Annotated in this window: 20 protein-coding genes; 17 read left to right on the top strand and 3 right to left on the bottom strand. The window is 55.3% G+C overall.

Annotated features, from left to right (window positions below):
* The first annotated feature begins 195 nt into the window (after positions 1-195).
* Positions 196-1,833 (top strand): glutamine hydrolyzing CTP synthase, encoded by a 1,638-nt coding sequence (gene pyrG, locus ACMYSO_RS09065; RefSeq protein WP_123756719.1) that lies wholly within the window; start codon positions 196-198, stop codon positions 1,831-1,833.
* 81 nt (positions 1,834-1,914) lie between these two features.
* Positions 1,915-3,210, top strand: coding sequence for a phosphopyruvate hydratase (gene eno / locus ACMYSO_RS09060; protein ID WP_123756720.1), 1,296 nt, complete (start codon positions 1,915-1,917; stop codon positions 3,208-3,210).
* A 62-nt stretch (positions 3,211-3,272) separates the two neighbouring features.
* Here the strand turns inward: eno and ACMYSO_RS09055 are convergent, their stop codons facing one another.
* Positions 3,273-4,382, bottom strand: coding sequence for an SDR family oxidoreductase (locus tag ACMYSO_RS09055; RefSeq protein WP_434670204.1), 1,110 nt, complete (start codon positions 4,380-4,382; stop codon positions 3,273-3,275).
* Between the two features lie 338 nt (positions 4,383-4,720).
* On the opposite strand from ACMYSO_RS09055, the gene queE reads away from it, so the two are divergent.
* Positions 4,721-5,392: a 7-carboxy-7-deazaguanine synthase QueE gene (queE, locus tag ACMYSO_RS09050; RefSeq protein ID WP_434670203.1), complete on the top strand. Its 672-nt coding sequence runs from the start codon at positions 4,721-4,723 to the stop codon at positions 5,390-5,392.
* Positions 5,393-5,473: 81 nt separating this feature from the next.
* On the opposite strand, the gene queD is transcribed toward queE, so the two are convergent.
* Positions 5,474-5,836 carry a 6-carboxytetrahydropterin synthase QueD gene (queD, locus tag ACMYSO_RS09045; RefSeq protein WP_174509763.1) on the bottom strand — a complete coding sequence of 121 codons (363 nt, stop codon included), beginning with the start codon at positions 5,834-5,836 and terminating at the stop codon, positions 5,474-5,476.
* 445 nt (positions 5,837-6,281) lie between these two features.
* On the opposite strand from queD, the gene cysJ reads away from it, so the two are divergent.
* The 3 genes from cysJ to cysH all read left to right on the top strand — a co-directional run bounded on the left by cysJ (position 6,282) and on the right by cysH (position 10,625).
* A complete protein-coding gene (gene cysJ, locus ACMYSO_RS09040; protein ID WP_434670202.1) occupies positions 6,282-8,081 on the top strand; it encodes an NADPH-dependent assimilatory sulfite reductase flavoprotein subunit in 1,800 nt (599 codons plus the stop codon).
* Positions 8,081-9,793, top strand: coding sequence for an assimilatory sulfite reductase (NADPH) hemoprotein subunit (cysI, locus tag ACMYSO_RS09035; protein WP_434583300.1), 1,713 nt, complete (start codon positions 8,081-8,083; stop codon positions 9,791-9,793). Before cysJ ends, cysI begins: the two co-directional genes overlap by 1 nt.
* 97 nt (positions 9,794-9,890) lie before the next feature.
* Positions 9,891-10,625, top strand: coding sequence for a phosphoadenosine phosphosulfate reductase (gene cysH, locus ACMYSO_RS09030; protein ID WP_434670201.1), 735 nt, complete (start codon positions 9,891-9,893; stop codon positions 10,623-10,625).
* Positions 10,626-10,703: 78 nt separating this feature from the next.
* Here cysH and ACMYSO_RS09025 read toward each other — a convergent pair whose 3' ends face one another.
* The gene (locus ACMYSO_RS09025) at positions 10,704-11,747 is read right to left on the bottom strand and encodes an aminopeptidase (protein ID WP_434670200.1); all 1,044 of its coding nucleotides are present in this window, start codon (positions 11,745-11,747) and stop codon (positions 10,704-10,706) included.
* 247 nt (positions 11,748-11,994) lie between these two features.
* Between ACMYSO_RS09025 and cysG the strand changes: the two genes are divergently transcribed.
* The 11 genes from cysG to ACMYSO_RS08970 all read left to right on the top strand — a co-directional run bounded on the left by cysG (position 11,995) and on the right by ACMYSO_RS08970 (position 20,827).
* On the top strand, positions 11,995-13,401 hold the full coding sequence (gene cysG / locus ACMYSO_RS09020; protein WP_434670776.1) for a siroheme synthase CysG: 1,407 nt from the start codon (positions 11,995-11,997) through the stop codon (positions 13,399-13,401).
* A 31-nt stretch (positions 13,402-13,432) separates the two neighbouring features.
* Positions 13,433-14,341, top strand: coding sequence for a sulfate adenylyltransferase subunit CysD (gene cysD / locus ACMYSO_RS09015; protein WP_434583303.1), 909 nt, complete (start codon positions 13,433-13,435; stop codon positions 14,339-14,341).
* 9 nt (positions 14,342-14,350) lie between these two features.
* Positions 14,351-15,778, top strand: a complete 1,428-nt coding sequence (gene cysN / locus ACMYSO_RS09010) for a sulfate adenylyltransferase subunit CysN (protein ID WP_434670198.1) — start codon at positions 14,351-14,353, stop codon at positions 15,776-15,778.
* Positions 15,778-16,383 (top strand): adenylyl-sulfate kinase, encoded by a 606-nt coding sequence (gene cysC / locus ACMYSO_RS09005; RefSeq protein WP_434670197.1) that lies wholly within the window; start codon positions 15,778-15,780, stop codon positions 16,381-16,383. Before cysN ends, cysC begins: the two co-directional genes overlap by 1 nt.
* Positions 16,384-16,431: 48 nt before the next feature.
* Positions 16,432-16,758 (top strand): DUF3561 family protein, encoded by a 327-nt coding sequence (locus ACMYSO_RS09000; RefSeq protein ID WP_434670195.1) that lies wholly within the window; start codon positions 16,432-16,434, stop codon positions 16,756-16,758.
* Between the two features lie 140 nt (positions 16,759-16,898).
* Positions 16,899-17,210: a cell division protein FtsB gene (gene ftsB, locus ACMYSO_RS08995; RefSeq protein WP_123756733.1), complete on the top strand. Its 312-nt coding sequence runs from the start codon at positions 16,899-16,901 to the stop codon at positions 17,208-17,210.
* Positions 17,211-17,229: 19 nt separating this feature from the next.
* Complete coding sequence (gene ispD / locus ACMYSO_RS08990; RefSeq protein WP_434670194.1) at positions 17,230-17,940, top strand: 2-C-methyl-D-erythritol 4-phosphate cytidylyltransferase; 711 nt, start codon at positions 17,230-17,232, stop codon at positions 17,938-17,940.
* The gene (gene ispF, locus ACMYSO_RS08985; protein ID WP_123756735.1) at positions 17,940-18,419 is read left to right on the top strand and encodes a 2-C-methyl-D-erythritol 2,4-cyclodiphosphate synthase; all 480 of its coding nucleotides are present in this window, start codon (positions 17,940-17,942) and stop codon (positions 18,417-18,419) included. The genes ispD and ispF overlap by 1 nt, the downstream gene beginning before the upstream one ends.
* The gene (truD, locus tag ACMYSO_RS08980) at positions 18,416-19,465 is read left to right on the top strand and encodes a tRNA pseudouridine(13) synthase TruD (RefSeq protein WP_434670192.1); all 1,050 of its coding nucleotides are present in this window, start codon (positions 18,416-18,418) and stop codon (positions 19,463-19,465) included. The genes ispF and truD overlap by 4 nt, the downstream gene beginning before the upstream one ends.
* Complete coding sequence (gene surE, locus ACMYSO_RS08975; protein WP_434670191.1) at positions 19,446-20,207, top strand: 5'/3'-nucleotidase SurE; 762 nt, start codon at positions 19,446-19,448, stop codon at positions 20,205-20,207. Before truD ends, surE begins: the two co-directional genes overlap by 20 nt.
* Positions 20,201-20,827: a protein-L-isoaspartate(D-aspartate) O-methyltransferase gene (locus ACMYSO_RS08970; protein WP_434670189.1), complete on the top strand. Its 627-nt coding sequence runs from the start codon at positions 20,201-20,203 to the stop codon at positions 20,825-20,827. The genes surE and ACMYSO_RS08970 overlap by 7 nt, the downstream gene beginning before the upstream one ends.
* Positions 20,828-20,950 lie beyond the last annotated feature (123 nt).

Raw genomic sequence — 20,950 nt, 5'->3', positions numbered from 1 at the left:
GTGATTTTTTAAATGACAAGCGCTTGATTTGCGTCAAAAACATTTACCCAAAAGGGGCTATTTTCTCACTCCTTATGTTTGTCATGGCCTGGAAAGGAGACGGAGAATGAAAGTTTGTGGCGCTCGTCGTGTTCGGGTATACTACTTTCCCGTCCTGGTTATTCCATCGTTTCACCCTAACTTCTCAGGTTCAGCATGACAACGAACTATATTTTTGTGACCGGCGGGGTCGTATCCTCTCTGGGTAAAGGCATTGCCGCAGCCTCCCTGGCCGCTATTCTCGAAGCCCGTGGGCTTAACGTAACCATGATGAAACTGGATCCGTATATCAACGTCGATCCGGGCACCATGAGCCCAATCCAACACGGGGAAGTGTTCGTTACTGAAGACGGCGCTGAAACCGATCTGGACCTGGGTCACTACGAGCGCTTCATCCGCACCAAAATGAGCCGCCGCAACAACTTCACTACGGGCCGTATCTACTCCGACGTTCTGCGTAAAGAGCGCCGCGGTGATTACCTGGGCGCGACCGTACAGGTCATCCCACACATCACCAACGCGATCAAAGAGCGCGTTCTTGCCGGTGGTGAAGGTCACGACGTGGTGCTGGTTGAAATCGGCGGTACCGTCGGTGATATCGAATCCCTGCCGTTCCTCGAAGCTATCCGTCAGATGGCCGTAGAGATTGGTCGTGAGCATACTCTGTTTATGCATTTGACCCTGGTGCCGTACATGGCAGCCGCCGGCGAAGTCAAAACCAAACCGACTCAGCACTCCGTGAAAGAGCTGCTTTCCATCGGTATTCAGCCAGATATTCTGATCTGCCGCTCCGATCGGGCGGTACCGGCCAACGAACGTGCTAAAATTGCATTGTTCTGTAACGTTCCGGAAAAGGCTGTTATTTCTCTGAAAGACGTCGATTCCATTTATAAAATTCCGGGCCTGTTGAAATCACAGGGGCTGGACGATTATATTTGTAAACGATTCAGCTTAAGCTGTCCGGAAGCAAACCTGGCCGAATGGGAACAGGTTATTTACGAAGAAGCCAATCCGGCTGGCGAAGTCACCATTGGTATGGTCGGTAAGTACATTGAACTGCCGGACGCCTACAAATCGGTGATCGAAGCGCTGAAACACGGTGGTCTGAAGAACCGCGTTACCGTCAACATCAAGCTGATTGATTCGCAGGATGTGGAAACGCGCGGCGTCGAAATTCTGAAAGATTTGGACGCTATCCTGATCCCGGGTGGCTTCGGCTATCGCGGTGTTGAAGGTAAAATCGCCACTGCACGCTATGCGCGTGAAAACAAAATTCCATATCTGGGTATTTGCCTGGGTATGCAGGTTGCGCTGATTGAGTTTGCGCGTAACGTCGCGGGAATGGAGAACGCCAACTCGACGGAATTTGTGCCAGACTGTAAGTACCCGGTTGTGGCCCTGATTACCGAATGGCGTGATGAAGAAGGCAACGTTGAAGTCCGTTCTGAAAAGAGCGACCTTGGCGGCACCATGCGCCTTGGCGCACAGCAGTGCCAGCTGGAAGACGAAAGCCTGGTTCGCCAGCTGTACGGCGAATCAACCATTACTGAGCGTCATCGTCACCGCTACGAAGTCAACAACATGTTGTTGAAACAGATTGAAAATGCGGGCCTGCGTGTTGCGGGCCGTTCCGGGGATGATCAGTTGGTCGAGATCATCGAAGTGCCGAATCACCCGTGGTTTGTCGCTTGTCAGTTCCATCCGGAGTTTACTTCAACGCCACGTGATGGCCACCCGCTGTTTGCAGGTTTTGTGAAAGCAGCAGGCGAGTATCAAAAGCGTCAGGCGAAGTAAAATGAGTTAGAACGGCAATGCACCCATCTGGGTGCATTGTTTGTCTGGAGTTTTAGTTTAACTTGTACTGAGGAAAACCTAATGTCCAAAATCGTTAAAGTCATCGGTCGTGAAATCATCGACTCCCGTGGTAACCCGACTGTTGAAGCCGAAGTACACCTGGAAGGTGGTTTCGTTGGTATGGCAGCAGCTCCGTCAGGTGCTTCTACTGGTTCCCGCGAAGCGCTGGAACTGCGCGATGGCGACAAATCCCGTTTCATGGGTAAAGGCGTACTGAAAGCTGTTGGCGCTGTCAACGGCCCGATCGCTCAGGCAATCCTTGGCAAAGACGCCAAAGATCAGGCTGGCATCGATAAAATCATGATCGACCTGGACGGTACTGAAAACAAATCTAACTTCGGTGCAAACGCCATCCTGGCTGTGTCTCTGGCTAACGCCAAAGCTGCTGCTGCCTCTAAAGGCCAGCCGCTGTTCGAGCACATCGCTGAGCTGAACGGTACTCCGGGCAAATACTCCATGCCGGTTCCGATGATGAACATCATCAACGGTGGTGAGCACGCTGACAACAACGTCGACATCCAGGAATTTATGATTCAGCCGGTTGGCGCTAAATCCCTGAAAGAAGCCGTACGTATGGGTTCTGAAGTGTTCCACAACCTGGCTAAAGTTCTGAAAGCTAAAGGCATGAACACTGCAGTTGGTGACGAAGGTGGCTACGCGCCGAACCTGGGTTCCAACGCTGAAGCACTGGCTGTTATCGCAGAAGCGGTTAAAGCTGCTGGCTACGAGCTGGGTACCGACATCACTCTGGCGATGGACTGTGCAGCTTCTGAATTCTACAAAGACGGTAAATACGTTCTGGCTGGCGAAGGCAACAAAGCGTTCACCTCTGAAGAGTTCACTCACTTCCTGGAAGACCTGACCAAACAGTATCCGATCGTCTCTATCGAAGACGGTCTGGACGAATCTGACTGGGATGGTTTCGCATACCAGACTAAAGTCCTGGGCGACAAAATCCAGCTGGTTGGTGACGATCTGTTCGTAACCAACACCAAGATCCTGAAAGAAGGCATCGAAAAAGGCATCGTTAACTCCATCCTGATCAAATTCAACCAGATCGGTTCTCTGACCGAAACTCTGGCTGCGATCAAAATGGCGAAAGACGCTGGCTACACTGCCGTTATCTCTCACCGTTCAGGCGAAACTGAAGACGCTACCATCGCTGACCTGGCTGTTGGTACTGCTGCTGGCCAGATCAAAACTGGTTCTATGAGCCGTTCTGACCGCGTTGCTAAATACAACCAGCTGATTCGTATCGAAGAAGCTCTGGGTGAAAAAGCACCGTACAACGGTCGTAAAGAGATCAAAGGTCAGTAAGTCTGACTTTCTCTCTTAACAAAAAACCCGCCTCGGCGGGTTTTTTTATGTCTGCGGTCCGGCTATTTAAAATCAACGGCCATCTGCTGTGGAATTGTCAGCCCGCGCGTGGTCTGTACGCAGCGGTCGATATAATCGGTAAAGCGCGGCGGCTTCGGCATTCCCATGCTGAGCAGCTTATCGTTGCTGAACCGCACGTTAAGCGTGGCAAAAGCCCCATACAGGCGCATTGCTTTGAGCATCAGGCGTTCATTGCAGGGCCCAAAGATATCCTTCAGCTCACGGCGCATCTTCACCAGTGTCTCATAGCTCACCTGCGCGTACTTATCGCCAACGGGAACCTTCTCCAACGCAGAGGCCATGGCGTTATCAATCTCGGCAAACTTCACGCTATTCTCTTCCCCGGCAGAAATATGGACTACCTCGCCACGGGCCAGCGGACTGCTGAGCAGCATTAGTAATGCATCGGCACAGTAATCGACGGGGATCACATCGATACGGTCTTCCATCGAACACATAAATTTTTGCAGCATCAGCCCCATGCTGAACACCCAGAAGATACTACTGGAAGGCTGGCAGCCGTGGTGAGTGTGGCCGACCACAATCGAGGGACGAGCGATGACCAGCGGTAGCATCGGGCATTCCTGCTGCATCAGGCGTTCGATAGTCGATTTGGAATGGGTGTACTCGACCAGATGCTCTGCACGTTCACGGAATATCGCGCTTTCCGCCACCAGTGAATCGGGTTCTGGCGAGCAGGACATCGCGGTACCAACATGCAGAAAACGTTGCAACGTACCAACCTGTGCCATGGTCTGGGCAAACTTCAACGTGCCTTCGACATTCACTTTCCAGATTAGTGGATTGTTGCCAAAGGAGGCGACGGCGGCACAGTTAATCACGTGCGTCACCTGCTGCAGTCGCGGGTCGCTGAGAAAGCTGTCGGGATTGGCCAAATCCCCCAGCAGCATGTTGCGCGGGGTCAGCTCCGCCAGGTTTTCTTCGGCGATGTTGAATTTACGCAGGTTTTCTTTGACCCGCTCCACCGCTGCAATATCCGTGTCGGCACGGACTAACAGCAGCAGGTTCACCTCATTCGTCTGATTAAGAATGTTTTCTAAAACCGCTCCGCCCAGAAATCCGGTCACGCCTGTAATTAATAATGTGTTCATGAATACAGTCTCATCATGGTTGGTTTGCGGATTTTAGGAGCGGGTAATTAAACGGCGGGTAAATAAAAAAAGGGCTATTTGTGCGCTGTCTTAAGACTATTTTAAGTAAATGAAGCGTAGCGGATAAGGTTGGACTATGGCTGCTGATAATAGATTCACAATAATATGTATCTGTTTGTACATCATTGAAAATTAAGTTTTTTATTTTTTGTGTTTCATTTTCATATGACGGTTTTTAAACATATTCTGTTACATCAAAATGACCGTGCAGCTGCGGACAAGACCTGAGCCTACAAATCTGCGATAATGTGTATTCATAACCCCACACCGAGATGATTATGCAGTACCCGATTAACGAGATGTTCCAGACCTTGCAAGGCGAGGGTTACTTTACCGGCGTGCCCGCCATTTTTATTCGTCTGCAGGGATGCCCGGTCGGTTGTGCCTGGTGCGATACCAAACATACCTGGGATAAGCTTGCCGATCGGGAAGTGTCGCTGTTCAGCATTCTGGCTAAAACCAAAGAAAGCGATAAATGGGGTCCGGCGAGCGGCGAAGATCTGCTGGCTATTATTGGACGCCAGGGCTGGACGGCCCGCCATGTGGTGATCACCGGCGGAGAACCCTGTATTCACAATTTAACGCCGCTGACCGTGCTGCTGGAGCAAAACGGCTTTAGCTGCCAGATTGAAACCAGCGGTACCCATGAGGTGCGCTGTAGCCCTCACACCTGGGTGACGGTATCACCGAAGGTGAATATGCGTGGCGGCTATGATGTGCTGTCCCAGGCATTGCAGCGGGCCGACGAAATTAAACATCCGGTGGGACGCGTGCGCGATATCGAAGCCCTCGACGAACTGCTGGAAACCCTGACGGATGACAAGCCGCGGATTATTGCTTTGCAACCGATCAGCCAAAAAGAAGACGCGACGCGCCTGTGTATCGAGACCTGCATTGCGCGAAACTGGCGGCTCTCTATGCAAACGCATAAGTATTTGAATATCGCCTGATAAAAAGGCCCGGTTCACAGATTGTGGACCGGGCCTTTTTGATCGACGGACCAGGCAGACGACACGCCGTCCGACCGGATATTACTCGCCGCGATAGATGCATCCTGCAGTACAGGTCTCTTTAATCATCACGGCGCTCAGCAGTGGAACGACGGGTTTCATCTGTTCCCAGACCCAACGGGCCAGTACTTCGCTGGTGGGGTTTTCCAGGCCAGGAATATCGTTCAGATAGTAATGATCCAGACGATCGTAGATCGGCTTAAAGGCGGCCTTGAGCTCGGCAAAATCCATGATCCAGCCCGTGTGGGGATCGACTTCACCGGTAATCTCCAGACGCACCATAAAAGAGTGACCGTGCAGGCGACCGCACTTATGACCTTCCGGTACGTGAGGCAGGTGATGGGCGGCTTCGAAGGTGAAATCTTTAAACAGGGTGGTGGACATCTTTCATTCTCATAAGACAAAAAAACCGCCGTAGGGTACCGGAAAGTCTATTTTTTATCATTAACTAAAACCGATCCTGGGGGAAAACAGCATCATTGACTATGTTGTCAGGAAAGATATCTTTATATTTTATGTGGTTAGCTAATCGCTTTTGTTGTTAATAACTATAACTAAAACAGGTTAGTCCATTTGGTTATTTGTTATTTCCATCCCTTCTTTAATTGTTATTATCTGCGCCGTTAACCTTATAACTCGTCATACTTCGAGCTGCATGTGCGTCGGTTTTGCTCGCTCACCCCAGTCACTTACTGATGTAAGCTCCCGGGGATTTGCTGCGCAACCGTCTTCCTGCAACTCGAATTATTTAGAGTAAATACATTTATTTCTGTTTTGGCGCGCTGACAGGGTGCGATGAACAGCTTAGCTTACTGGAACATAACGACGCATGACGACACAGGCCCCATCTTCCAATTTGCTGCCGCTTAACCCGGAGCAAATGGCGCGCCTTCAGGCGGCCACGACAGATTTCACCCCAACTCAGCTTGCCTGGGTTTCTGGCTATTTTTGGGGCGTGCTGAATCAGCAGTCCGGTGCTGCGGTTGCGGTACCTGCCCAGGCGGCGGAAGCCCCGAGCATTACCCTTATCTCCGCATCGCAAACCGGCAACGCCCGTCGGGTGGCGGAAGCGCTGCGGGACGATCTCCAGGCAGCACAGCTGAACGTCAAGCTGGTTAACGCAGGCGACTATAAATTCAAACAAATTGCCTCCGAAAAACTGCTGGTGATCGTGACCTCTACTCAGGGTGAAGGCGAGTCGCCGGAAGAAGCCGTCGCGCTGCATAAGTTCCTGTTCTCGAAAAAAGCGCCAGCGCTGACCGGGACGGCTTTTGCCGTCTTCGGCCTGGGCGATACCTCTTATGAATTCTTCTGCCAGTCCGGGAAAGACTTCGATAGCCGCCTCGCGGAGCTGGGCGGTGAACGCCTGCTGGATCGCGTGGATGCCGACGTCGAATATCAACCGGCAGCGGCAGAATGGCGTGCGCGGGTGGTCGAGGTGCTGAAAGCACGGGCGCCTGTTGCGGCTCCGGTTCAGGCTGTCGCGTCCGGTGCGGTCAACGACATTCACTCGAGCCCGTATACCAAAGAAGCGCCGCTGACGGCGACGCTGGCGGTAAACCAGAAGATCACCGGCCGTGATTCCGAAAAAGATGTGCGCCACATTGAAATTGATCTTGCTGATTCCGGCCTGCGCTACCAGCCGGGCGATGCGCTTGGCGTGTGGTATCAGAATGACCCGGCGCTGGTAAAAGAGCTGGTTGAACTGCTGTGGCTGAAGGGCGATGAGCCTGTTACCGTTGACGGTAAAACGCTGCCGCTGGCCGAAGCGCTGGAGTGGCATTTTGAACTGACGGTGAATACCGGCAATATCGTTGAGAACTATGCCACCCTGACCCGCAGCGAATCGCTGTTGCCGCTGGTGGGCGATAAGGCGCAGCTGCAGCATTATGCAGCGACCACGCCGATCGTCGATATGGTGCGCTTCTCCCCGGCGCAGCTTGATGCCGAGGCGCTGATTGCGCTGCTGCGTCCGTTAACGCCGCGTCTGTACTCTATCGCCTCGTCGCAGGCGGAAGTGGAAACCGAAGTCCACGTGACCGTGGGCGTCGTGCGCTTTGATATCGAAGGCCGCGCTCGCGCAGGAGGCGCCTCCAGCTTCCTCGCCGACCGTCTGGAAGAGGACGGAGAAGTTCGTGTCTTTATCGAACACAACGACAACTTCCGTCTGCCGGCTAACCCGCAAACGCCGGTCATCATGATTGGTCCAGGTACCGGCATTGCGCCGTTCCGTGCCTTCATGCAGCAGCGCGCAGCGGAAGGGGCTGAAGGGAAGAACTGGCTGTTCTTCGGCAACCCGCACTTTACGGAAGATTTCCTGTATCAGGTCGAGTGGCAAAGCTACGTCAAAGAGGGCGTACTGAGTCGTATCGATCTGGCATGGTCCCGCGATCAACAACAAAAAGTCTATGTTCAGGACAAGCTGCGCGAGCAGGGGGCCGAACTGTGGCGCTGGATTAATGACGGTGCCCATATTTATGTCTGCGGCGATGCCAATCGTATGGCAAAAGACGTTGAGCAGACGCTGCTGGAAGTGATTGCCGAATTCGGCGCGATGGACGCCGAAGCGGCGGACGAATTTTTAAGTGAGCTGCGCGTTGAGCGCCGTTATCAGCGAGATGTCTACTAATGAGCGAAAAACATCCTGGACCCCTGGTGGTTGAAGGCAAACTGGCCGACGCCGAGCGTCTGAAGGTAGAGAGCAACTACCTGCGCGGCACGATTGCAGAAGACTTAAACGACTCCCTTACCGGTGGCTTTAATGGCGACAACTTCCTGCTGATTCGCTTTCACGGCATGTATCAGCAAGATGACCGCGACATTCGCGCCGAGCGTGCGGCTCAGAAGCTCGAACCGCGCCACGCGATGCTGCTGCGCTGCCGTCTGCCGGGTGGCGTGATCACCACCAAGCAGTGGCAGGCGATTGATAAATTCGCCGCCGATAACACGATTTATGGCAGCATTCGTCTGACCAACCGCCAGACCTTTCAGTTTCACGGCATTCTGAAGAAGCATGTGAAGCCGGTGCATCAGATGCTGCACTCGGTAGGCCTGGATGCGCTGGCAACCGCCAACGACGTGAACCGTAACGTCCTGTGCACCTCGAACCCGAACGAGTCTCAGCTGCATGCTGAAGCCTACGAGTGGGCGAAAAAGATCTCTGAGCATCTGCTGCCGCGTACCCGCGCCTATGCGGAGATCTGGCTCGATCAGAAAAAGGTTGCCACCACCGACGAAGAACCGATCCTCGGTCCAACCTATCTGCCGCGTAAGTTCAAAACCACCGTGGTGATCCCGCCGCAGAACGATATCGATCTGCACGCCAACGACATGAACTTCGTGGCGATTGCGGAAAACGGCAAGTTGGTTGGTTTTAACCTGTTGGTGGGCGGTGGTCTGTCTATCGATCACGGCAACAAAAAAACCTATGCCCGCACGGCGAGCGAGTTCGGCTATCTGCCGCTCGAACATACGCTAGCGGTGGCGGAAGCGGTGGTGACGACTCAGCGCGACTGGGGTAACCGTACCGACCGTAAAAATGCGAAGACGAAATATACCCTTGAGCGCGTTGGCGTTGAGACCTTCAAGGCTGAAGTTGAGCGCCGGGCAGGCATCAAGTTCGAGCCGATCCGGGCGTATGAATTCACCGGTCGCGGCGATCGCATTGGCTGGGTAAAAGGGATCGATGATAAATGGTATCTGACGCTGTTTATTGAAAATGGTCGTATTCTTGATTATCCGGGCCGTCCGCTGAAAACCGGCCTGCTGGAGATCTCGAAGATCCACCAGGGCGAGTTCCGTATTACGGCGAACCAGAACCTGATTATCGCCAGCGTGCCGGAAGCGGAAAAAGCGCGAATTGAAAAGCTGGCGCGCGATCACGGGTTGATGAATGCCGTCACTCCGCAGCGTGAAAACTCGATGGCCTGCGTCTCCTTCCCAACCTGTCCGCTGGCGATGGCCGAAGCCGAGCGCTTCTTACCGTCGTTTATCGACAAAGTGGACGGGGTGATGAGCAAGCACGGCGTGAGCGATGAGCATATCGTAACGCGTGTGACCGGTTGCCCTAACGGCTGTGGCCGTGCGCTGCTGGCGGAAGTCGGGCTGGTGGGCAAAGCGCCGGGGCGTTACAACCTGCACCTGGGGGGGAACCGTAGCGGAACGCGTATTCCACGCATGTATCGCGAGAACATTACCGAGTCGGAAATCCTCGACTCGATTGACCAGCTGGTAGGGCGCTGGGCGAAGGAGCGCGAAGCGGGTGAAGGCTTCGGCGACTTTACGGTGCGTGCGGGCATCGTTCGCCCGGTGCTCGACCCAGCCCGTGATTTCTGGGAATAACGCAGCATCGCCCGCTAAGTTATGCTTATCGGGCGTACTGGTTTTGTAGGCCGGGCACAGGCAGTACCGCCCGACGAAACAGGCAAATGAGGTCCTTATGTCCGTACTCGATCTAAACGTGCTTAACGAATTACCGAAGGTCGATCGCGTTTTGCAACTGGCGGAAACCAACGCGCAGCTGGAGAAGCTCAGCGCCGAGGAACGCGTCGTGTGGGCGCTGGAAAACCTGCCGGGCGATTATGCGCTCTCTTCCAGTTTCGGCATTCAGGCGGCGGTCAGTTTGCACCTGGTGAATCAGATCCGTCCGGATATCCCGGTGATCCTCACCGATACCGGCTACCTGTTCCCGGAAACCTATCAGTTTATCGATGAGCTTACCGACAAGCTGCAGCTCAATTTGAAAGTGTATCGTGCAGAGACCAGCCCTGCCTGGCAGGAAGCGCGCTACGGCAAGCTGTGGGAGCAGGGCGTTGAAGGCATTGAGAAATACAATGAGATCAACAAAGTTGAGCCGATGAACCGGGCGCTGAAATCACTGAATACCCAGACCTGGTTTGCGGGCCTGCGTCGTGAGCAGTCCGGCAGCCGCGCCACGTTACCGGTGCTGGCTATCCAGCGCGGCGTCTTTAAGGTGCTGCCGATCATCGATTGGGATAATCGTACCGTTTATCAGTATCTGCAAAAGCACGGCCTGAAGTACCACCCGCTGTGGGATCAGGGCTATTTGTCGGTGGGCGATACCCATACGACCCGCAAATGGGAACCGGGCATGGCGGAAGAAGAGACGCGCTTCTTTGGCCTGAAGCGCGAGTGCGGACTGCACGAAGGGTAATTAACCGACCATGTAGCCATATGTCAGTAATGCCCTCTGTCTGAACGACGAGGGCATTTTTGTGACCAACCAGCCCGATCAGCGCTGTTTTTCGGTCTTTGCCAGCTCTTTGAGCAACGGCAGCATCACTTTGACGACATCGCGGCTACGGTGCTCAATACGACCGGGCAGGGCTTTATCGATATGCTGCTGGTTATCCAGCTGCACGTCATGCCAACTGGTTCCCTGCGGGAAAGAGGCCGACTTGTTGCGCTGCTGATAGCCATCTTTCTTACCCAGCGCCCAGTTGGTGGCCTCTACGGATAACACCGGGATCCCGGCGCTATCAAAAACGCTGGCGTCATTACAGCACCCGGTACCTTTGGGATAATCCGGATTGAGCCCAGGGTTGCTGTAAGCGGCAATGCCTTTGCTGCGGGCAATGGTCAGGGCGCGGTCCCGGGTGAGTTTGCGGATCGCGGCGGGGGTGCTGCGGCCGCTATTAAAATAGAGCTTATCGCCGACCACCAGGTTGTCGAGATTAATCACCAGCAGCGTATTTTTCTTCTCCGCATCACTCATGCGTTTGAGGACATTCTGCGCGCCGAGGCTGCCTTCTTCTTCGCCGCTGGAAGCGATAAAACGAATGCCGTAACGGGTCGGGACGTTCTTCAGGTGTTCTGCCAGCTCCAGCAATACGCCAACCCCGACGGCGTTATCGTCAATACCCTGCAGGGTTAAACCGCCGAGGTTGTTCTCAACATCGGTATCGCTCCTTGGCGCGTAGGTATCGAGGTGTGCCATCACGATGATCTGTTGGCGATCCGACCCCTCATGTGCCGCGATGACGGTACTGCCGGTGACGTTTTGCCAGTTTTTCCGCGCATCTTTATTACTGTAGATATAGCGTGCATGGAAGCTGCGAATGTCGCTCTGGTAGCCCATCTGGGCAAACTGCTGACGAACGTAATCCGCCGACAGCATCTCTGCGGGCGTTCCGGTCATTCTGCCGGGGAAAACTGTCGCGATATGACGAGCCTGGGTATTTGCGGTATCACCCATGGCGCTGAACGCCGGGGCGGAGAAGACAAAACCTGCGCCAAGCGCCAGGGGAAGGAGGCGGCGGCACAACGCGGAATACATAGAAAGGTCCTTTCTCGGCAGGAATATTTTAACCCATGTAGTATGAAACTGTGACCGGGGTTAAACAATTTCATTTGCTCTTAAATGGCGGAAAAATCGCGTGTTAAGCACTTTTTGATATTTGTATTTCCAGCTCGTTATTCTTTTGGGTAACAACTCATTCCATTTAGTAATTTCATTTGCTCAAAGCAGCACCCTATAGTCGCTCTATGACTGAATGTAAGCGAGTTGTTGCACCGTGGACTATTTGCCCTTATTTGCCGAAGTGAGAGAAAGACCCGTGCTGGTAGTTGGCGGTGGGGAGATTGCTGCGCGCAAAATTCTGTTTCTGCGTAGGGCCGGTGCAAAGGTTCAGGTAGTGGCCTCTGAGTTATCTGAAGCCATCGCCGGGCAGGTTGAACGCCAGGAAATTACGTGGCGCGCCCAGGCGTTTGAAGAGCAACAACTTGACGATGTTTTTCTGGTGATTGCCGCCACTGACGATGATGCGCTTAATCAGCGGATCTCGGCGGCGGCGAACGCCCGTTACCGCCTGGTTAACGTTGTCGATAATCAGCCGCTGTGCTCCGCGGTGTTTCCCTCTATCGTGGACCGCTCCCCGCTGCTGATCGCCATCTTCTCAGGCGGTTCGGCTCCGGTATTGTCCCGGCTGATTCGCGAAAAAATTGAAGCGTTGCTGCCAACCAATCTCGGACGCGTTGCCGAAGCTGCAAGCTACTGGCGGCATCATATTAAAACCCATCTGACCACCACCGCAGCGCGGCGTCGCTTCTGGGAGCGGGTCTTTAATGGCCGCTTTGCCAGCCTGATGATCGCCGGAAACAAAGCCGCCGCCGATAAGGCGCTGGAAGATGAACTGCATCAGCCGGAAAAACGGCTGGGCGAAATTATTCTCGTCGGGGCAGGACCGGGAGATGCCGGACTGCTGACGCTGCGAGGCCTTCAGGCGGTTCAGCAGGCCGACGTGGTGTTTTATGACTCTCTGGTGACGCCGGAAATCCGCGAGCTGGTGCGTCGTGATGCCGACATGATCTGCGTCGGCAAGCGGGCGGGCGAACACTCCGTGCCGCAGCATGAAACCAACCAGATGCTGGTGGATGCAGCGCGAGAAGGCAAAACGGTGGTGCGCCTGAAAGGCGGCGATCCGTTTATTTTCGGTCGCGGTGGCGAAGAGCTACAGGCGGCAGCGGCGGCGGGGATCCCGTTTCAGGTGGTTCCGGGCGTCACGGCTGCGGCAGGGGCGACAGCCTACGCCGGCATTCCGCTTACCCATCGCGATTACGCCCAGAGCGTGACCTTTGTGACCGGCCATTTCAAGGCGGACAGCGCGTCGCTCGACTGGACGCAACTGGCGCAAAGCCGGCAAACCCTGGCTATCTACATGGGCACCCTGAAAGCGGCGGAGATCAGCGCGCAGCTGATCGCCCATGGCCGGGATAGCAACACGCCTGTGGCGGTGATTTCTCGTGGTACCCGTGCCGATCAGCAAACGACGACGGGCACATTACAACAGCTGGAACAGCTGGCGAAAGAGGCTCCGATGCCAGCTCTGCTGGTCGTGGGCGAAGTGGTGCAACTGCATCAACAGCTCGCCTGGTTTCAACATTCAACTCAAGCAGAGGCATTTAATGCGTCTGTGGTAAATCTGGCTTAGTCCCGGCGCGACAGCCTTATAAGGAACGGTTATGGACCAAAAACGACTCACTCACCTGCGGCAACTGGAAGCAGAAAGCATCCATATTATTCGTGAGGTGGCCGCCGAATTCTCTAACCCGGTGATGATGTACTCCATCGGTAAAGATTCCAGCGTGATGCTGCATCTGGCGCGTAAAGCGTTTTATCCGGGAACCTTGCCTTTTCCGCTGCTGCACGTGGATACCGGCTGGAAATTCCGCGAGATGTACGAGTTCCGTGACCGTACCGCGAAAGCCTACGGCTGCGAGCTGCTGGTGCATAAAAACCCGGAAGGGGTGGCGATGGGTATTAACCCGTTCGTTCACGGTAGCGCCAAGCATACCGATATCATGAAGACCGAAGGCCTGAAGCAGGCGCTGAACAAATACGGCTTTGACGCCGCGTTTGGCGGGGCCCGTCGTGATGAAGAGAAGTCGCGCGCCAAAGAGCGTATCTATTCGTTCCGCGATCGCTTCCACCGCTGGGATCCGAAAAACCAGCGTCCGGAGCTGTGGCACAATTACAACGGCCAGATTAACAAAGGCGAAAGCATCCGCGTCTTCCCGCTCTCCAACTGGACCGAGCTGGATATCTGGCAGTACATCTACCTGGAAAATATCGAAATCGTTCCGCTGTATCTGGCGGCCGAGCGCCCGGTGCTGGAGCGTGACGGGATGCTGATGATGATCGATGACGATCGTATTGATTTGCAACCGGGTGAGATGATCAAAAAACAGATGGTGCGTTTCCGTACCCTGGGCTGCTGGCCGTTGACCGGCGCGGTAGAATCCAATGCGCAAACGCTGCCGGAAATTATTGAAGAGATGCTGGTCTCCACAACCAGCGAGCGTCAGGGTCGAATGATAGACCGCGACCAGGCCGGCTCCATGGAGCTGAAGAAACGTCAGGGGTATTTCTAAGGAGCCGCCATGAACACGACAATTGCACAACAAATTGCTAATGAAGGCGGCGTAGAAGCATACCTGCACGCGCAACAGCACAAAAGCCTGCTGCGTTTCCTGACCTGCGGCAGCGTCGATGACGGCAAAAGTACCCTGATTGGCCGTCTGCTGCACGATACTCGTCAGATTTACGAAGATCAGCTCTCATCGCTGCATAATGACAGCAAGCGTCACGGCACCCAGGGCGAGAAACTGGATTTGGCGCTGCTGGTGGATGGCCTGCAGGCCGAGCGCGAGCAGGGCATCACCATCGACGTGGCGTATCGCTATTTCTCCACCGAGAAGCGCAAATTTATTATCGCCGATACCCCGGGGCACGAGCAGTACACCCGTAATATGGCGACCGGCGCCTCCACCTGCGACCTGGCGATTCTGCTGATGGACGCGCGTAAAGGGGTTCTCGATCAGACCCGTCGCCACAGTTTTATTTCGACCCTGCTGGGGATTAAAAACCTGGTGGTAGCGGTGAATAAAATGGACCTGGTGGACTTCAGCGAAGAGACGTTCAACCGCATTCGCGAAGAGTATCTGACCTTTGCCGGGCAGCTGCCGGGCGATATCGATATCCGCTTTGTGCCGTTGTCGGCCCTGGAAGGGGATAACGTCGCTACCCAGAGCGCAAGCATGCCGTGGTACAGCGGCCCGACGCTGCTGGAAGTTCTTGAGACCGTCGAAATTCGTCGGGCGGTAGAAAACCAGCCGCTGCGTTTCCCGGTCCAGTTCGTCAACCGCCCGAACCTCGACTTCCGCGGTTTTTCCGGCACGGTAGCCTCAGGCAACGTGACGGTCGGCCAGCGTCTGAAGGTGCTGCCATCTGGCGTAGAATCCAGCGTTGCCCGTATCGTGACCTTTGACGGCGACCTGCAGGAAGCCGGCGCTGGTGAAGCCATCACCATCGTGCTGAAAGATGAAATTGATATCAGCCGTGGCGATTTGCTGGTAGATGCCCAGGTTTCGCTGCCAGCGGTTCAGAGCGCCAGCGTGGATGTGGTGTGGATGGCGGAGCAGGCGTTAGCGCCGGGCCAGAGCTATGACATCAAAATTGCCGGTAAGAAAACCCGTGCGCGAGTCGATGGTATTCGCTATCAGGTGGACATCAATAACCTGACCCAGCGCGAGGTCGAATCTCTGCCGCTGAACGGCATTGGCCTGGTGGATCTGACCTTTGACGAACCGCTGGTGCTGGATAAATACCAGCATAACCCGGTGACCGGGGGACTGATCTTTATCGACCGTCTCACCAACGTCACGGTCGGTGCTGGCATGGTGCGTGAGCCGCAGGAGCAATCCCAGGCATCGGCATCGTCCTTCAGTGCGTTTGAACTGGAGCTGAATCAGTTGATTCGCAAACATTTCCCACACTGGGACGCCCGCGATCTGCTGGGAGGCAAGTAATGGCCCAGCATGACGAAAATGTCGTCTGGCACGCCCATCCTGTCACTCAGCAGCAGCGTGAACAACACCACGGCCATCGTGGCGTGGTGTTGTGGTTTACCGGGCTGTCCGGCTCCGGTAAATCCACCGTCGCCGGGGCGCTGGAAGAGGCGCTGCATCAGGCTGGCGTCAGCACCTATCTGCTGGATGGCGATAATGTGCGTCATGGCCTGTGCAGTGACCTGGGATTCAGTGATGACGATCGCAAAGAGAACATTCGCCGCGTCGGCGAAGTCGCCAGGCTGATGGTTGATGCGGGGCTGGTTGTATTGACCGCATTTATATCTCCCCATCGTGCCGAGCGACAGATGGTACGTGAACGGCTGGGTGAAGGGCGCTTTATCGAAGTGTTCGTCGACACCCCGCTGGCTATCTGTGAGGCGCGGGATCCGAAAGGGCTATACAAAAAGGCGCGTGCGGGTGAGTTGCGTAACTTTACCGGGATTGATTCAGTGTATGAATCACCGGAAAAGGCGGAAATTCATCTGGATGGGGAACAATTGGTAACAAATTTGGTGCACCAACTATTAGACCTCCTCAGACAGAGCGATATTATCAGATCCTGAAACGGCGACGGCACTGAGATGCCGGTCGCCCGGTCAACAGGATTCGATATGCGTAACACCCAGAACCTCAGTCTTATTCGTTCAGAACCACCCGCGGTGGCCAATGACGAGACCACCTGGTCTCTGTCAGGGGCGGCCGTGGGCTTTATCTCATGGCTGCTGGCGCTGGGTATTCCCTTCCTTATGTATGGCAGCAACACGCTGTTTTTCCTGCTCTACACCTGGCCGTTTTTCCTTGCACTGATGCCGGTCGCCGTGGTGGTCGGTATTGCGCTGCATTCTTTGTTGAACGGTAAACTCCTGTACAGCACCTGCGCGACGATTTTGACGGTAGGACTGATGTTTGGTCTGCTGTTCCTCTGGTTACTGGGATAGTTCTTTTTGTGTGAGAATCAAGCCTGGGTATCGGCGGCAGAAATGTGTTACAGTCCCCGCGTTACGCGGCATCGTCCGCGCGTCGGAGTAACAAACTCAGACGAGTTATGGGATGATGATGCCGTTTTTCAGGGGGCAGAATGGGTAAATTAACGCTGCTGCTATTGGCGTTGCTGGTCTGGCTGCAGTACTCACTGTGGTTCGGTAAAAATGGTCTGCATGACTATAGCCGGGTGAACGACGACGTCACCGCGCAGCAAACCACTAACAGCAAATTAAAAGCGCGCAACGATCAGCTCTTCGCAGAAATCGACGACCTCAACGGTGGTCAGGAAGCGATCGAAGAACGCGCACGCAATGAATTAAGCATGACCCGCCCGGGCGAAACCTTTTATCGTCTGGTCCCGGATGCGTCTAAACGCAACCAGGGGTCGGCGCAGAACTCTCGATAAACCAGCCCAGGATTAAGACATGGCAGCCACTTTTCCGGGTGTTTGCGCCGTGGTGCCGGCCGCTGGCTTTGGCCGCCGTATGCAAACGGAATGCCCGAAACAATATCTCTTAATCGGTAACAAAACGATTCTCGAACACTCGGTTGCCGCGCTGCTGGCCAATGACTGCGTTCAGCGCGTGGTAATTGCCGTCAGCCCTGGCGATGTTCGCTTCAGTCAGTTGCCATTAGCCAGCCACCCACAAATTACCGTCGTCGACGGTGGCGCAGAACGCGCTGACTCCGTGCTGGCCGGCCTGCAGGCGCTGCCAGACGCCGATTGGGTGTTGGTGCATGATGCGGCCCGTCCGTGCCTGCATCAGGACGATCTCAACCGTCTGCTGGCGCTGCGTGAAAGCAGCCGCGTGGGTGGTATTCTTGCTGCTCCGGTGCGCGACACCATGAAGCGCGCTGAGCCCGGCAAGACCGCCATTGCCCATACTGTCGATCGAAATGACTTATGGCACGCCTTAACACCGCAATTTTTCCCTCGTGAATTACTCCTCGAATGCCTGACGCGTGCGCTCAATGAACGGGCAACCATCACCGATGAAGCGTCGGCGCTGGAGTACTGTGGCTTCCATCCTGAACTGGTCGCCGGACGAGCTGATAATATTAAAGTGACGCGCCCGGAAGACCTGGCGCTGGCAGAATTTTACCTTACCCGTTCCCCACACCAGGAGAAAGCATAATGCGAATTGGACACGGTTTTGACGTACACGCTTTTGGCGGTGAAGGCCCAATCATTATTGGTGGGGTGCGAGTGCCTTATGAGAAAGGGCTGCTGGCCCATTCTGATGGTGACGTGGCGCTGCACGCGTTGACTGATGCCCTGCTGGGGGCGGCGGCGCTCGGGGATATCGGCAAACTGTTCCCGGATACCGATCCGGCCTTCAAAGGCGCCGACAGCCGCGAGCTGCTGCGTGAAGCCTGGCGGCGGATTCAGGCCAAAGGCTATACCCTTGGCAACGTCGATGTCACGATCATTGCCCAGGCGCCGAAAATGTTGCCGCATATTCCTCAAATGCGCGTCTTTATAGCCGAAGACCTCGGATGTCACATGGATGACGTTAACGTAAAAGCCACCACCACCGAAAAGCTGGGGTTCACCGGTCGCGGCGAAGGTATCGCCTGCGAAGCGGTGGCGCTGCTGCATAAGGCTGCGCAATGATTGCTTTCAATGACCTCACCTGGCTGCATGGTCAACCGCAGGGGCAGGGGCTTCTGAAAGCCAATCCGGAAGATTTCGTGGTGGTCGAGGATCTGGGCTTTGGGCCGGATGGCGAAGGCGAGCATCTGCTGGTGCGGATCCTCAAGAAAGACTGCAATACGCGGTTTGTCGCCGATGCGCTGGCGAAATTTCTTAAAATCCATGCCCGCGAAGTGAGTTTTGCCGGGCAAAAAGACAAGCACGCCGTCGCCGAACAGTGGCTGTGCGCCCGGCTTCCGGGTAAAGAAATGCCCGATCTGAGCAAGTTTCAACTGGAAGGATGCCAGGTACTGGAATACGCGCGCCATAAACGCAAGCTGCGTCTCGGCGCCCTGAAGGGCAACCAGTTTACCCTGATCCTGCGGGAAATCAGTGACCGTGATGATGTTGAACGGCGCCTTCAGGCCATCGCCGCGCAGGGCGTGCCGAACTATTTCGGTGCCCAGCGTTTTGGGATCGGCGGCAGCAACCTGCAGGGCGCACTGCGCTGGGCGGAGAGCGGCGCACCGGTTCGCGATCGCAATAAACGCAGTTTTTGGCTGTCGGCGGCACGTAGCAGCTTGTTTAATCAACAAGTCAGTATTAGATTAAAAAAACCGGAATTTAATCAGGTTGTTGATGGCGATGCGCTACAATTAGCGGGGCGCGGGAGCTGGTTTGTCGCCACCTCTGAAGAACGCGAGCTGCTGCAGGCACGGGTTGATAGCCGTGAACTGATGATTACTGCTGCCTTACCGGGGAGCGGTGACTGGGGCAGCCAACGTGATGCGCTGGTCGCCGAGCAGGCGGCCATTGCTGAAGAGACGCAGCTTCAGGCTCTATTGGTGCGTGAAAAAGTGGAAGCGGCACGCCGGGCAATGCTGCTCTGCCCGCAGCAGATGAGCTGGAACTGGTGGGATGACGTAACCGTTGAACTGCGTTTCTGGCTGCCAGCGGGCAGCTTCGCCACCAGCGTGGTAAGGGAACTTATCAATACAACGGGTGACTATGCGAATATTGCTGAGTAACGATGACGGGATTCATGCGCCGGGCATTCAGACCCTGGCGAAGGCCTTGCGTGAGTTTGCTGAGGTCCAGGTAGTTGCACCCGATCGTAACCGCAGTGGCGCATCGAATTCCCTGACCCTGGAGTCTTCGCTTCGTACTTTCACCTTCGATAACGGCGATATCGCCGTCCAGATGGGCACGCCAACGGACTGTGTCTATCTCGGCGTTAACGCTCTGATGCGTCCCCGCCCGGATATTGTGGTCTCTGGGATCAACGCCGGGCCAAATCTCGGCGATGACGTCATCTACTCCGGCACCGTCGCGGCAGCGATGGAAGGCCGCCACCTTGGCTTCCCGGCCCTGGCCGTCTCTCTGAACGGCCACAAACACTACGATACCGCGGCGGCCATCACCTGTTCCATTCTGCGCGCCTTAAACCGCGAACCACTGCGCACCGGTCGAATCCTCAATATCAACGTCCCGGATCTGCCGCTGGAGCAGATTAAAGGCATTCGGGTCACCCGCTGTGGCAGTCGTCATCCTGCCGATCAGGTGATCCCGCAAAAAGATCCGCGTGGCAATACGCTTTACTGGATTGGTCCGCCGGGGGAAAAACGCGACGCCGGGCCGGATACCGATTTTGCCGCAATAGATGAAGGCTATGTTTCAGTGACCCCGCTGCACGTTGATTTAACCGCCCATCAGGCCCACAGCGTGGTGAGTGACTGGCTGGATCGCGTTGGGGTGGATACACAATGGTAAGCAAACGTGTTGAAAGTCTGCTGAATCAACTGCGCACGCAGGGCATTGTCGACGAGCGGGTGCTGGAGGCGATTGCCGTGGTGCCCCGTGAAAAATTCGTTGATGAAGCCTTCGAACATAAGGCGTGGGAAAACACAGCGTTGCCTATCGGCCAGGGGCAAACCATCTCGCAACCCTACATGGTGGCGCGGATGACGGAGCTTCTGACTCTGGCGCCGGAGTCGCGGGTGCTGGAAATAGGCACCGGTTCCGGCTACCAGACGGCGATCCTGGCGCACCTGGTGCATCACGTCTGTTCGGTCGAACGTATTAAGAGTTTGCAGTGGCAGGCGCGTCGTCGCCTGAAGCAACTTGATTTACATAATGTTTCAACCCGCCATGGTGATGGATGGCAGGGTTGGACCGCACGCGCACCTTTTGATGCGATAATCGTCACTGCCGCGCCCCCGGAAATACCGCCAGCGCTGCTGGCGCAGTTGGATGAAGGTGGCGTGCTGGTTTTACCGGTCGGCGAGGAGCATCAGTATCTGAAGCGGATCCGTCGTCGCGGTAATGAGTTTGTGATTGATACCGTCGAAGCCGTACGCTTTGTTCCCCTGGTTCAGGGGGAGCTGGCGTGAGACCCGGATTAATCCATGTTTTTTTTGCCTGACTTTAGGCGTAGGGTGGACACATTTTCAGTGTCCTGGCCGGGTGTTGCCCGGTAAGCAAGATATTGGCAGTTAACATATTCCTGGGGGATA

Source organism: Klebsiella sp. B345 (genome assembly GCF_051131735.1).
Taxonomy (GTDB): domain Bacteria; phylum Pseudomonadota; class Gammaproteobacteria; order Enterobacterales; family Enterobacteriaceae; genus Klebsiella.
This window is presented reverse-complemented; position numbering and strand designations above follow the sequence as displayed.

Coding starts and splice junctions, on each gene's coding strand:
- queE (WP_434670203.1), top strand. CDS start 4,721: ATGCAGTACCCGATTAACGAGATGTTCCAGACCTTGCAAGGCGAGGGT.
- surE (WP_434670191.1), top strand. CDS start 19,446: ATGCGAATATTGCTGAGTAACGATGACGGGATTCATGCGCCGGGCATT.
- ispD (WP_434670194.1), top strand. CDS start 17,230: ATGGCAGCCACTTTTCCGGGTGTTTGCGCCGTGGTGCCGGCCGCTGGC.
- ispF (WP_123756735.1), top strand. CDS start 17,940: ATGCGAATTGGACACGGTTTTGACGTACACGCTTTTGGCGGTGAAGGC.
- ACMYSO_RS08970 (WP_434670189.1), top strand. CDS start 20,201: ATGGTAAGCAAACGTGTTGAAAGTCTGCTGAATCAACTGCGCACGCAG.
- cysI (WP_434583300.1), top strand. CDS start 8,081: ATGAGCGAAAAACATCCTGGACCCCTGGTGGTTGAAGGCAAACTGGCC.
- cysN (WP_434670198.1), top strand. CDS start 14,351: ATGAACACGACAATTGCACAACAAATTGCTAATGAAGGCGGCGTAGAA.
- eno (WP_123756720.1), top strand. CDS start 1,915: ATGTCCAAAATCGTTAAAGTCATCGGTCGTGAAATCATCGACTCCCGT.
- ftsB (WP_123756733.1), top strand. CDS start 16,899: ATGGGTAAATTAACGCTGCTGCTATTGGCGTTGCTGGTCTGGCTGCAG.
- queD (WP_174509763.1), bottom strand. CDS start 5,836: ATGTCCACCACCCTGTTTAAAGATTTCACCTTCGAAGCCGCCCATCAC.
- pyrG (WP_123756719.1), top strand. CDS start 196: ATGACAACGAACTATATTTTTGTGACCGGCGGGGTCGTATCCTCTCTG.
- cysD (WP_434583303.1), top strand. CDS start 13,433: ATGGACCAAAAACGACTCACTCACCTGCGGCAACTGGAAGCAGAAAGC.
- ACMYSO_RS09000 (WP_434670195.1), top strand. CDS start 16,432: ATGCGTAACACCCAGAACCTCAGTCTTATTCGTTCAGAACCACCCGCG.
- truD (WP_434670192.1), top strand. CDS start 18,416: ATGATTGCTTTCAATGACCTCACCTGGCTGCATGGTCAACCGCAGGGG.
- cysH (WP_434670201.1), top strand. CDS start 9,891: ATGTCCGTACTCGATCTAAACGTGCTTAACGAATTACCGAAGGTCGAT.
- ACMYSO_RS09055 (WP_434670204.1), bottom strand. CDS start 4,382: ATGAACACATTATTAATTACAGGCGTGACCGGATTTCTGGGCGGAGCG.
- ACMYSO_RS09025 (WP_434670200.1), bottom strand. CDS start 11,747: ATGTATTCCGCGTTGTGCCGCCGCCTCCTTCCCCTGGCGCTTGGCGCA.
- cysC (WP_434670197.1), top strand. CDS start 15,778: ATGGCCCAGCATGACGAAAATGTCGTCTGGCACGCCCATCCTGTCACT.
- cysJ (WP_434670202.1), top strand. CDS start 6,282: ATGACGACACAGGCCCCATCTTCCAATTTGCTGCCGCTTAACCCGGAG.